A 12628-nucleotide genomic window follows, 5' to 3' on the forward strand; every position below is an offset into this window, starting at 1 on the left:
ATCAATGCACTTCCTTTCTCTTTTTGACCCATTCCATCAGAAGCAAGAGGCCGGCTGAGAAGGCAGCCAGCACCAATGCAACACTGCTCGCTGCAGCAACATTGAAATTCTCAACATCCTGATACACCAACGTTGTTGCTGTTTGTGTCTTATTCATGATGTTACCTGAAACAACGAGCACAGCACCGAACTCTCCAAGGGATCGAGCGATGGTCAGCACCATACCATAAACTACAGCCCAGCGAATCATTGGCCACGTTACCTTACGAAAGGTTAAAAAACCATAGGCACCAAGTGTTGAAGCTGCCTGTTCCTGATCTGAGCCTATCTCCTGCAGGACAGGCATCACTTCACGAACCATCAACGGAAACGTAACAAAGAGTGTTGCAATCACCATGCCAGGAAATGCATATACAACCTTAAAACCGGCTCCCTCCAGAAAACCTCCAATAATACTGTCAGGTCCCAGAAGCAATACAATCATCAGTCCACCAATAACAGGAGATACCGCATATGGAAGATCCACAATGCTGTTTAACAGGCTCTTGATCCGCTCGCTAAGCCAAGTTGCCCGAACGAGATAAAGAGCTAACATGATACCGAATAATGCGTTCAGCAGCGTTACAATCACAACAATACTTCCTGTCATTAACAGTGCGTGGATCGCCTCTGGTCTTGTAATCGCCTTACTTAAACCTACGAATCCACCGCTAAATGAACTAGTCACAATTTTAGATAAAGGTGCAATCAACAGAATAAAGAATACAACATACGTCAGTCCAATCCATAATCTCCTCATGCCTGTTTCCCCCTACGCTGCACCCGGTTCATGACCCATAGGATGACAAATGACAAGGTAAGCAGAACGACGGACACCGCTGCCGCTCCGGCCGTGTTATCACTTTCCACCTCACCGAAAATATAAACCGAGGCTACAAGCGTTCTTCCGGGGATATTTCCTGCCACCAGTACAACAGCTCCAAATTCCGCTAAAGCACGAGAGAACGCCAGCATCCCCCCGCTGATAATCCCTGAGCTCATCGAGGGAAGGATCACACGGAAGAAGGTTTTAGCTTTCGAAGCCCCCATTGTGTAGGCAGCTTCTTCTTGCGATGGTTCCATCTCCTCCAAGAGGGGCTGAACAGCCCTTATAACAAAAGGAAAGGTTACGAATACCATCGCGATTACAATCGCCGGCTGATGAAATACAATCTCAAACCCGAGCGTTTCTGCTGCTTGCCCAATCAAGCTTCCTGGTCCTAAAAGAAGCAGAATCATAAGTCCACCTACTGCAGTCGGCAGAGCAAATGGCAAGTCAACAAGACTGTTCAGCACTGTCCTTCCCGGAAAACGATACCTGGTCAAGACCCATGCAATCATCGTTCCGATACATATGTTGATCAGCGCAGCGAGCGCTCCAAGCTTCAAGGTCAGGAATACCGCTTTCCACGCAATTGGATCAAGCAGACTGTCCGCCAAATGACCCCATCCCGCCGAAAACGACTGCACATATACACCTAGAATCGGAAGAATGATAAGTACGGCAAAATAAAGCAAAATCGTGCTTCTAAAACCCCATATCCAACCTTTATGACGGATCAACGTTGTCAAGATCCATACCTCCTGCCTCCGGATGATCCGGTCAACTTCAAGATAAACTCATATTTCCTATTAGTATACTTGGTATTAATATTATAAACACTTTACCAAAAGAAGATTGTAATCGTCAATCCGTCTTTTGGACTTTATCGGGTAATATATATAGAAACTAAAAAAAAGGAGCTGATGATACATGCTGCATCATATGACACTATCTACAGTCAAACGCGATGAAATGAGGGATATCACGCGCGAGATAATCGCATTAACGAAAGACAGCAGTATCCAGAACGGTACAGTACTGATCTACTGCCCACATACGACAGCCGGAATTGCTATTAATGAAAATGCCGATCCGGATGTTAAACGCGATGTACTTATGCGGCTTGACGAGGTTTATCCTTGGGAGCATCCAAAATATCGACACGCCGAAGGCAATACTGCCTCCCACCTCAAATCGATCACTTGCGGCCCATCCCAGCAAATCATCATCTCAGATGGCAAACTGCTTTTGGGTCGATGGCAAGGTATCTATTTCTGTGAATTTGACGGACCTAGAAGCCGAGAATACTACGTGAAAATTATGCAGGGTTAATAACATACGAAGAACAACAAAAAGACAGGTAGTGATTTTATGAAATCACTCCTGTCTTTTGACTCATTAGGAAATTGACGTTTCAACGCTACAACGAAGTAATTCATTGAAGTATAAGCTTAACAGAATTCATGCCGTTATTAATAAAGACAGCGTTAGACTCTGCTATATAGACTTCGGCACAATACTTTTACATGAGCAAGAGCAGCGGGTTTAATATCCTCAAAGCTAATTTTGTCCTGAATATAAAATGAAACAAAGCCATGTATCGACAAAAACAAAGTGAGAGGGAAGTTCCGCCTCTCCTCATCACAGTAAGCATCATCCAGTAAATGTTGACGAACTAACGCGGAGAACATATCAAAACAGCGCCCCTGTTCGTTACGACAGTATGCGAGCAGCTCTTCGTCCCTAATCATAAACATGATTTCATACTGATAAGGATTATTCAGCCCAAATCGAATAAACTCCAGAAGAAGCTGCTCCAGCTTTGATATACCGTCACTAGGCGTCCTTCCTGCTGCTTGATTCAGCAGTATAGTAAGATCGCTGAAGTCTTTCATGACAATGGCGTAGAAAAGCTCCGCCTTTTCCTTAAAGTGATAATATAAGGACCCGTGGCTGTAACCCAGGTGCTGCCCGATGCTTCGCATCGAGATGGCCCGGTATCCTTTCGTAATAAACAAATGCCTGGCCGCTTCCAAAATACGCTCCCTAGATAACTCCCGTTCTACCGCTCTTCTTGCCATATCAATTATTCCCCTTCAATAAAATAGAACCGCTCTCCCTCCGTAACCACGGACTGTCCTTGAGTCAGATCAACCATCCAAGCGATAAAGGCATCCTTTTCCCGATCCTCAGGAAGACAAGTGAGTGTAACTTTATCTGCAAATAACGTTTCCCCCATTCGGGTGTTACGGCTTCGCAGTTCATTCTCAACCTTGCCAAGCCAAGTATAGTCCAGTTCAACAAGTACTTCCCTGTGTAACACGCGTGTGATTGCTTCACCAGCTTCAATGGCTGCCACAGCACCATCCGTATAGGCTCTGATCAATCCACCGGCTCCAAGCATAATACCACCAAAATAACGTGTTACAACAATAGCTACATTTTTAAGACCCTGATTGCGAATCACTTCTAGAATGGGCTTACCTGCTGTTCCGCTTGGTTCTCCATCATCGGATTGTTTCTGAATCTCATCCCGTTCCCCGATCATGTAAGCAGAACAATTATGGGTTGCATTCCAGTGTTTCTTCTTAATTTCCTCAATGAAGGCGACTGCGGCTTCTTCGGTTTCCACCGGCATAATATGCCCGATAAACCTTGATTTCTTAATGACGATTTCCTTTGAACCCGTAGACCTTACCGTTTTGTAACGTTCCAACATATGCCGATATCAACCCCTTATTGCTAAGAAAGCAGTCCCCGGCAAAAATAAACCGGGAGACTGCTTCCTTCAGCTGTTATGTCTGATGTGTAATGTGGTGTGGTGTTATTCGGAAAGTCTGGCTTCCAATTCGGCTTTTTCTTTCTCGTAACCCGGTTTGCCAAGCAGAGCGAACATGTTCTTCTTGTACGCTTCTACACCTGGCTGGTCAAACGGGTTCACACCCAGCAGATAACCGCTGATTCCGCAGGCCTTTTCGAAAAAGTATACCAGATATCCAAAAGAATAGGGAGAAAAATCTGGAATTGTAACAATCAAGTTAGGAACCTGGCCGTCAGTATGTGCCAACATGGTACCTTGGAATGCTTTTTTGTTAACAAAATCCATTGTTTTGCCTGTCAGGAAGTTAAGGCCGTCCAAATCATCCGGATCGGACTCAATTGTAATATGATTAGATACATTCTCAACCTGAATTACAGTTTCAAAAATGTTTCGGCTACCTTCTTGAACGAATTGACCCATGGAATGCAGATCAGTCGAGAAGTCTACAGATGCTGGATAAATACCTTTATAGTCTTTACCTTCGCTCTCACCGTACAATTGTTTCCACCACTCGGAAACAAAGTGCAATGAAGGCTCATAGTTAACTAGAATTTCAATAGCTTTACCTTTACGGTACAAGGCATTTCGAACAGCTGCATACTGATATGCTTCGTTCTCAGCCACGTTCGGGTTGCTGTATTCTTTAGCAGCATCAGCCGCACCTTGCATCATTTCTTCAATGTTAATGCCTGCTGTTGCGATTGGGAGAAGGCCTACAGCGGTCAATACCGAATAACGTCCGCCAACATCATCTGGAATGATGAAAGACTCATAGCCTTCTTCATTCGCAAGTTTCTTAAGCGCGCCTTTTTCTTTATCTGTCGTTGCATAGATACGCTTGCGAGCTTCTTCCTTACCGTATTTCTTCTCCAGTGCTGCACGGAAGATACGGAAAGCGATAGCTGGCTCTGTTGTTGTACCAGACTTCGAAATTACGTTTACGGAGAAGTCTTTACCTTCAATAAGCTCAAGCAGGTGGTTTACATAAGTGGAGCTGATATTGTTTCCTGCAAAATAAATTTCCGGAGTCTTACGCTTGTCCTTTGGAAGAACATTATAAAAAGAATGTGACAGCATTTCGATTGCTGCACGAGCGCCAAGGTAAGATCCACCAATACCGATGACGATCAACACTTCAGAATCACTTTGGATTTTCGCAGCAGCTTTCTGAATCCGTGCGAATTCCTCTTTGTCATATTCAGTTGGAAGGTCAATCCACCCAAGGAAGTCCGAACCAACGCCGGTTTTGTTATGTAACTGATCATGAGCCGTACGAATTGGCTCAGCCAAATAATCGATTTCATGTTGGTTAATAAACGAAAGAGCCTTACTATAGTCAAACTTAACTTTTCTAGACATATTTACAGCCTCCTGTTTTGTGTAGAGAGTCAACATTTATAATAGAATACTTTAATTTTCTGGACCGATCAAGTTTTGTCATTTAATTGCCTTTTTGTCGTTTTACCCTTTTTCGCCTTTTCACTGAGCAGGAGCAGGGTATAGAATATACCGTAGTGCACATGTTAAGATTAACGCGTTCGAGAAATTACATACAAAGGTGATGTCTTATGAAAAAAATCGGTTTTATTGGTCTTGGCACGATGGGTGCTCCCATGGCTTCCAATCTGCTTAAACAAAATTACGAAGTAACGGTGTACAACCGTACGGATGAAAAATGCCGCCCACTCGCTGAGCAAGGAGCTTCCACATCACCAACTCCACGTGAAGCTTCGGAAGGAGCAGATGTAGTCATTACGATGGTCAGCAACGATGATTCGGTGCGCGACGTTTACTATGGTGAAGACGGCATTCTCTCTTCCCTTACAAATAACACCACCGTTATTGACTGCAGTACCATCTCTCCGGACTTGGTTAAGGAAATTGCAGAAGCGGTAACCGCAAAAGGAGCTTTCTTCCTTGATGCACCCGTTACAGGCAGCAAACCAGCAGCGATCGACGGTACACTCGTATTTATGGTTGGCGGAGATGCAGCCGTGATCAAAGCCCAAGCTGATGTGTTCGATACCCTTGGCAAAAAGGTAATCCATATGGGACCGAATGGAAGCGGCGCTGTAGCTAAACTTGCTCACAATACAGTGGTCGGGATCAATAATCTTGCCCTAGCCGAAGGATTCGCTATTGCAGCAAAATCAGGAATTCCAGCAGATAACTTCCTAGAGCTCGTACAGCTAGGATCAGCCGGAAGTAAAGCCGCAGAATTGAAAGGCCGTAAAATTATCGACGGCGATTTCAGCAACCAATTCTCCCTTGCTCTCATGCTTAAAGATCTAAAGCTTGCTTCTTCCCTAACTGATGGGATTGGCATGCCTTCCCCAATGCTGAATCTGGCGAAAAGCCTATTCCAAGCAGGGGCGAGCGAAGGTTATGGCGAAGAGGATCTTTCAGCCGTCGTCAAATGCTATGAGGCATGGATCGGCCAGACAATTGGCGGAAACAATGAGCAATAAATAGAGTTATTCGCACCTGTTTTCTAATAGCAGTCACTCCTTGTAGAATAAGGAATGTTGCATAAGAAAACAGGTTTTTTTATACCTTTGAAACATTTTCGTACTGCAACCTTTGCGGGTATATCGCGTTATATACACAAAGGGAGGAATTACCAAAATGAACTTCAGAGGATTAAAACGACTAACAGCAACTGCTATTTTTGCAACATTGTTGACACCTTCATTCCTCATACCTCAAGCCGAAGCTGCATCGACCGTTGTTTCACCTGTAGCTCCAAAAGCTTTCATTAACAGCGATTTAGCTTACGGTGAGGTATTGATTCGTGAAGGAACTACCTTCATCACCTTAACCGACCTTAAACCCCTTGGAGACTATACCTATAAGTACGACAGCGCGAAAAAACAAATCACGATCAGCAGCAAGGACACTAAGGTTGTTGTGACAGCAGGCAGTAAGCTCATGCAGGTTAATGGTGCCAACAAGACTCTAACCAACGCACCTTTTCTTCATAAAGGCAAAACGATGGTTCCGCTTCGTGCCGTATCCATGGCCTTCCATGCCAAAATCTACTGGAACGCCCCTACAAAAACCGTATTCATTGCTAAGCCTGATCCCAATGTTGTAGCAGGATTGCACAGTGAAAGTCTAACAACCGCCCGGAACGCCGCTCTATACATGCCTCGGGTTTCCTTGATCCCTCAAGACTTGATTGAAAGGACATATCTGGAGATGCAAGGACAGGACTATTACTTTCCCAAGAACAGAGCCGACATGTATTTCGAGTTAGACAACGACCTTGTCAGCTACTACAAAATTCGAAACAATACTGCTGAACTGAAATGGCAAGCTAAACTTCACATTGAGAAGGGTAAAGATCCAAAGAGCAACTTCTTCATTCTTCCTTATCACTTTACGAAAGAGATTGGACAGCAACCGGATATTAAGGATTTAACCTTTGCACGATTCAGGTTCCGTTATCCCGTCGGTTCAACCTTCTATAGTATGGTAAATAGTAAAGGTGAATATGCCTTCGGTGATGTCGAACTCGATAATCATAGTCCAAACTATGAGGGTGTCATCGTTGAAATCCCTGAAGAAGCAGATGACAATTAACTAACAATTATGGGTTCAAGGCATATCACCTTGAACCTGTTTTTGTGTACTAGACAGCTTCTCATAACTAGCTATACGATTCCAGCGAGTTCTAGTGTCTTGACAAGCGTTCCAATATCAACTTGAATATTTTCCAATCCCGCAAAGTAGACGCCCTCGACCTTCTGGCTTTGACCATACATCAAATAATAATCCAGCTCATTATGATTGCTGATCATCCAGTACACGGGTACGATATGCCCGGGATGAAAGATTTCGACGACTTTTGTACCCGGCTGGCAAAAAGCGAGATTGGTCAGCCCCGCGCCATGTGGCGCAACGACTACCCGCGCAGAAACAAACAGTGCGATCTGCTCCGCAACGCTCAAATCTTCAAGTATCACGATACTAAAGCCTAAACTAGATAATACATCCTTAACTGCATCCTCATTGACCATTCGTCGATACGAAGCTCTGTTGCGGCTAATAAAAATTCGTTCCTGCACCGGCATGTTCACAGCCTGATGTGGTAAGAACAATTTACGCAGCATTAAGGTCGCCCATTGGGGATAATGAGAGGACATCATCAAAGATGGGACAATGAGTCGTTCCGCCTGCAAAAAGAGGTTCGGATGCGTACGAATAACCTTCTCATCGGAAAGCCCCAACATGGCAAGCGTCTGCCGGGCGAATGTCCCGTACGGATTCGCTTTGACAACGACCCGATCGTAGGCAATGCCGGTTTCCACCAGCATTCCCCATCTCGCCATCACATCGTACATCCAGTGAAAATAATTATAACCGCCGCAAAATGCCAGCGCAGCTGTTGTCCCTCGGACAAACTCCAGCGCAGTATGATCCCTCTGCTGAAAAATTGGATGCCGCTCTGTTGTCGTCATATCATTCATAACATCATCATATTCCCGGGATACATCACCGAGCAGCATACCATCTGGTGTCAGCACAGCACCCGAGTGCCCCCACAACTTACCGAGTGGAATACTCGCTATGAATCCATCCTCCGGTTTCTTTCGATAGGCAGTTAAATAAGGATGTATCCACGGCTCCACACTACCGGGAGAGCGAAATTCCGTTTCACCGCCAAAATCAAAGGATTGGACAGAGGGGCCAGCGATATCTCCAACTGGCATTTCCCTCATCCAATCCACTGTAAGTTCATAATATCCGCAGGACTTCTTCTCATATGGCTCCATATCGGTGATATCACCTTTTTTCTCGAGTCTAGTGCAGAATTTAAGCACTAAGATATAGTATTCGATACTCCGACGGGAGCTCTAACTAAACAAGAAAAGGGCTTATGAGAGGCAGTCCAGCTAAAATATCACGATCCAATGCCTTTATGAAAGCTCTGCCGGATAAGAACAGCAATAGTCGGTAACTTTCCGAATCTCCAGCTTAAAGGAGGAGTTACCAGGCACTGAAAATGTCGCTGGCTCCTGAATCTCCTGCCACTCCTGTTCACCTGGCAGAAGCACCTTGAGATCTCCAGACAAAATCTCCATAATCTCTGGACCTGCTGTACCAAACTCATAGCTTCCTGGAAGCATGATCCCCAAAGTAACCTTCTGCCCATCTTCCAAAATGACAGTACGACTGGTCACCTTGCCTTCGTAATAAATGTTAGCTGACTTATGAACCTGAACATTGCTAAGAATAGACATAACCGACTCTCTCCCCTCAAGAATATGTATGTATATATAGATCGACACCCGCAAAATGCGGGTGTCGAGGTCTATCCATCTTGATAGTAAATGATGGTGATTAGATGAGCGCCTTCACGCGACTAACCACATTTTCTACTGTAAAGCCATATTCTGCAATTACGCGGTCCCCAGGAGCGGAAGCACCAAACGTGGAGATACCCAAAATGTCGCCTTTGTCGCCAACATAGCGATCCCATCCAAACGGATGAGCCATTTCCACTGCAAGACGTGCTTTAACATCAGGAAGCAAGACAGAATCTTTGTATGCTTGATCCTGCTTATCAAACAGATCCCAGCTTGGCATGCTGATTACACGAACATGAATACCTTCTTCAGCAAGCGCTTCTTGTGCTTTCACAGCCAATTGAACTTCGGAACCTGTCGCAATAATCTGAGCCTGTGCTTTGCCTTCTTTAGCATCTGCAACAACATATGCACCGCGTTTAATACCTTCACGTGCTTTTTCAGCTGTTGCCTCAAGAATCGGCAAGTTTTGACGAGTCAGTACGAGAGCAACCGGACGATCTTGGCTCTCTGCAGCAAATGCCCATGCAGCGGAAGTTTCGTTCGCATCCGCAGGACGAATTACAGTCAGATCTGGAATGATACGCAGAGATGCAAGTTGCTCGATCGGTTCGTGAGTCGGACCGTCTTCGCCTACTGCAATACTGTCATGAGTCAACACATAAGTTACAGGCAACTTCATGAGTGCAGCCAAACGTACTGCTGGACGCAAGTAATCGGTAAACACAAAGAATGTTCCGCCGAAAATTTTAAGTCCGCCATGCAATGCAATACCATTCATGGCAGCAGCCATTGCAAATTCACGAACTCCATAATAAACGTTACGTCCTTCATAGCTCTTCGGCGTGAAGGAAGCAAGATCGTTCAGATGTGTCATTGTTGAGCTTTCAAGGTCAGCAGAACCACCGAGAAGATTCGGCACGCCTTCAACCAGACCATTCAGTGCTTTACCAGAAGCAATACGGGTCGATACTGGTTTATCTTCTGTGCTGTATTTAGGAAGATCTTTATCCCATCCTTCAGCCAGCTCACCAGATACTGCTCTTTCGAATTGCGCTGCAAGCTCAGGATATGCTGCTTTATAACTCTCGAATTGCTCTTTCCAAGCTTGGTAAGAAGCAATACCGCGTTCTTTAACCTGTGCAAAATGCTCGCGAACTTCTTCAGGAACATAGAAGTCCTCTTCATATACCCATTTGTAGAATTCCTTAGTCAGCTTAGCTTCCTCTGTTCCGAGTGGAGATCCGTGAGTACCGCCATGGCCGCCTTTACCTTGTTTGTTCGGGCTTCCGTAACCGATAACAGTCTTCACTTCAATCAATGTTGGGCGGTTCAGGTCAGCCTGAGCTTCAGCAATAGCTTTCTCAATCGCAGGCAGATCATTACCGTCTTCTACGCGCAGCACTTGCCAGCCATAAGCTTCAAAACGCTTCGCTACATTTTCGGAGAATGCAAGGTTAAGTTCACCATCGAGTGAAATATCATTTGAATCGTAGAGCATGATCAATTTGCCAAGCTTCATGTGACCAGCCATGGAAGCTGCCTCAGCGGACACGCCTTCCATCAAGTCTCCATCGCCGCAAATTGCATAAGTGAAGTGGTCAACGACCTTATAGTTGTCTTTATTATAAACTGCGCCCATGTGAGCTTCAGCCATAGCCATACCAACAGCCATCGCAACCCCTTGGCCCAGTGGTCCAGTCGTTGCATCAACACCTGCAGTGTGACCAAATTCCGGGTGACCCGGAGTTTTGCTACCCCATTGACGGAATTGTTTCAAGTCTTCTAAAGACAGATCATATCCTGTCAGGTGAAGCAAGCTGTAGAGCAGCATAGAACCGTGGCCTGCTGACAAAACAAAACGGTCGCGGTTGATCCACGTTGGCTCATCCGGGTTATGGTTCATCGTTTTCGCAAAGAGTTGGTATCCCATCGGTGCAGAACCCATCGGCATGCCGGGATGACCAGATTTCGCTTTCTCGATAGCATCGATAGCTAGTGTCCGGATTGTTGCAATGGACAGGTTGTCAATTGTCTGATTGGTTGTCATGATTCGTCCTCCTCAAATACGGTGCTTAATTCCATTTTCCTGTACTTCTTTAGGTTTTAGAGCAGTTAGGAATGTTGAGAATATCATTTTGACTCTTATTGTATCACCTGAGCCATTTCATTTCCATATACGAATTTTTTTTCTTACTCAGGACTGACAGCCCTTCATGCATTATGTCCGATATAATAGGGCTTATAACCAGATAAAATCCGATTGAAGCATGGATATCATGTCTATTTATTGAATTTTTCTGAGTTGTCTGTACATAATAAAAAAACCGGGATTCCACAGTTGTGGAATCCCGGTTAAGCATTGCATCTGTTACTCGGCTTTCACCAAAATTTTCACTTGATTTCGTTCTCTAAGCAGACCTTCAAAACCTTCGTCAATGACTTCATCAAGTTTTATCCGTTTGGTCACTAGCTTATCCGCAGGGAAGTAACCTTGAGCCATCAAGCTGATGACAGCTGGGAACACATCGCGGTATCCGATAATACCGGTCACTGTACGCTCTTTCATTACAATATTTTGCGGATGAATCGATGCTTCCTTTTCAAAAATGCTGACAATCATCGTTTCGCCGCCGATTCTTGTTGAATTGATGGCTTGAGTCAATACTGGTGGAACACCGGTTACTTCGTAGGACACTTCAACGCCGCCGTTCGTACGTTTATGAATTTCCTCAACCGCATCATACTCTTTCGGATCGATAACGATAGCGCCAAGCTCGGCTGCTTTTTGCTTACGCTCTTCAGACAATTCAACCGCATAAATCTCGGAAGCACCTGATGCCTTCAGCGCTTCAATCACCAGCAGACCAATAGGGCCTGTACCGAATACAGCCGCTTTGTCGCCCACTTTCAATTTACTTGAACGAACCGCATGTAGAGCAACTGCAGATGGTTCCACAAGCGCGCCTTGTTCGTAAGATACGCTTTCCGGAATTTTATGAATCATCACTTCAGGCACCGCTGCAAATTCGGAGAAACCGCCACCGCCGCCAGCGAGACCGTAGAAGCCCATTTTGTCACACAAATTGTATTTACCTTGCTTACAAGCTTCGCAAGTTCCGCATGCATAAATCGGTTCAACCACGACCCGATCTCCAACGCTTGCTCTAGTTACGCCTTCTCCTACCTCAACAACTTGTCCTGAGAATTCATGACCCATGACAATCGGAGCTTTATCTCCACTTAGCGGATGCGTTTCCAGTGGGATAAAGATCGGGCCGGCTGTATATTCGTGCAAGTCACTACCGCAAATCCCACACCATTCAACCTTTATTTTAACCTCACCTTTAGCAGGTTTCGGTTCAACAATATTTTCCAGTCTTAAATCTTTCACGCCGTGCCATCTCAAAGCTTTCATCCAAAATCATCTCCTGATGTAAATTTTGTCAATCGCTTCTTACATAACAAGTCTACGCCTTATTTAAAATTTTAACAAAGGTAATAACTTATAACTTTGTAAATTGAAATCTAGGGATGGGAATTATTTACCTAATAGCAAGTAATTAAAAATGCTCCCCGTTCTTCAGGTTCTTCCACCTGAAAACGGGGAGCAAATTAATAGGATGAAGAATTAGC

General features: G+C 44.9%; 12 protein-coding genes. 3 read left to right on the top strand and 9 right to left on the bottom strand.

The genetic code is table 11. From position 1 onward, the window contains the following. Position 1 precedes the first annotated feature (1 nt). Entirely contained in the window at positions 2-799 is a 798-nt protein-coding gene (locus tag ACFQV5_RS20150; protein ID WP_379249302.1) for a sulfate ABC transporter permease subunit, read from the bottom strand. Then, positions 796-1611: a sulfate ABC transporter permease subunit CysT gene (gene cysT / locus ACFQV5_RS20155; RefSeq protein WP_379249304.1), complete on the bottom strand. Its 816-nt coding sequence runs from the start codon at positions 1609-1611 to the stop codon at positions 796-798. Before cysT ends, ACFQV5_RS20150 begins: the two co-directional genes overlap by 4 nt. A 181-nt stretch (positions 1612-1792) precedes the next feature. Here cysT and ACFQV5_RS20160 point away from each other — a divergent pair, with 181 nt between their 5' ends. Continuing rightward, positions 1793-2194 (top strand): secondary thiamine-phosphate synthase enzyme YjbQ, encoded by a 402-nt coding sequence (locus ACFQV5_RS20160; RefSeq protein ID WP_379249305.1) that lies wholly within the window; start codon positions 1793-1795, stop codon positions 2192-2194. Between the two features lie 155 nt (positions 2195-2349). On the opposite strand, the gene ACFQV5_RS20165 is transcribed toward ACFQV5_RS20160, so the two are convergent. The 3 genes from ACFQV5_RS20165 to ACFQV5_RS20175 all read right to left on the bottom strand — a co-directional run bounded on the left by ACFQV5_RS20165 (position 2350) and on the right by ACFQV5_RS20175 (position 5042). Beyond that, positions 2350-2943, bottom strand: a complete 594-nt coding sequence (locus ACFQV5_RS20165; protein ID WP_379249307.1) for a TetR/AcrR family transcriptional regulator — start codon at positions 2941-2943, stop codon at positions 2350-2352. A 5-nt stretch (positions 2944-2948) separates the two neighbouring features. Further along, a complete protein-coding gene (locus ACFQV5_RS20170; protein WP_379249309.1) occupies positions 2949-3581 on the bottom strand; it encodes a YigZ family protein in 633 nt (210 codons plus the stop codon). A 105-nt stretch (positions 3582-3686) separates the two neighbouring features. Continuing rightward, on the bottom strand, positions 3687-5042 hold the full coding sequence (locus tag ACFQV5_RS20175) for a glucose-6-phosphate isomerase (RefSeq protein WP_379249311.1): 1356 nt from the start codon (positions 5040-5042) through the stop codon (positions 3687-3689). A 209-nt stretch (positions 5043-5251) separates the two neighbouring features. Between ACFQV5_RS20175 and ACFQV5_RS20180 the strand changes: the two genes are divergently transcribed. Then, positions 5252-6151 (top strand): NAD(P)-dependent oxidoreductase, encoded by a 900-nt coding sequence (locus ACFQV5_RS20180; RefSeq protein ID WP_379249313.1) that lies wholly within the window; start codon positions 5252-5254, stop codon positions 6149-6151. A gap of 157 nt (positions 6152-6308) precedes the next feature. Continuing rightward, a complete protein-coding gene (locus ACFQV5_RS20185) occupies positions 6309-7265 on the top strand; it encodes a copper amine oxidase N-terminal domain-containing protein (protein WP_379249315.1) in 957 nt (318 codons plus the stop codon). A gap of 71 nt (positions 7266-7336) precedes the next feature. Here the strand turns inward: ACFQV5_RS20185 and ACFQV5_RS20190 are convergent, their stop codons facing one another. From ACFQV5_RS20190 to ACFQV5_RS20205, 4 genes are all read right to left on the bottom strand, one after another. Continuing rightward, a complete protein-coding gene (locus ACFQV5_RS20190; RefSeq protein ID WP_379249317.1) occupies positions 7337-8458 on the bottom strand; it encodes a glycosyltransferase family 61 protein in 1122 nt (373 codons plus the stop codon). Between the two features lie 144 nt (positions 8459-8602). Beyond that, positions 8603-8926: a pyrimidine/purine nucleoside phosphorylase gene (gene ppnP, locus ACFQV5_RS20195; protein ID WP_379249319.1), complete on the bottom strand. Its 324-nt coding sequence runs from the start codon at positions 8924-8926 to the stop codon at positions 8603-8605. A gap of 100 nt (positions 8927-9026) precedes the next feature. Further along, a complete protein-coding gene (gene tkt / locus ACFQV5_RS20200; protein WP_379249321.1) occupies positions 9027-11042 on the bottom strand; it encodes a transketolase in 2016 nt (671 codons plus the stop codon). A 321-nt stretch (positions 11043-11363) separates the two neighbouring features. Further along, positions 11364-12410 (bottom strand): 2,3-butanediol dehydrogenase, encoded by a 1047-nt coding sequence (locus tag ACFQV5_RS20205; protein WP_379249323.1) that lies wholly within the window; start codon positions 12408-12410, stop codon positions 11364-11366. Between the last annotated feature and the right edge of the window lie 218 nt (positions 12411-12628).

Origin of the sequence: Paenibacillus sp. GCM10028914 (assembly GCF_042666275.1) — a bacterium.
Lineage (GTDB): Bacteria > Bacillota > Bacilli > Paenibacillales > Paenibacillaceae > Paenibacillus_AQ.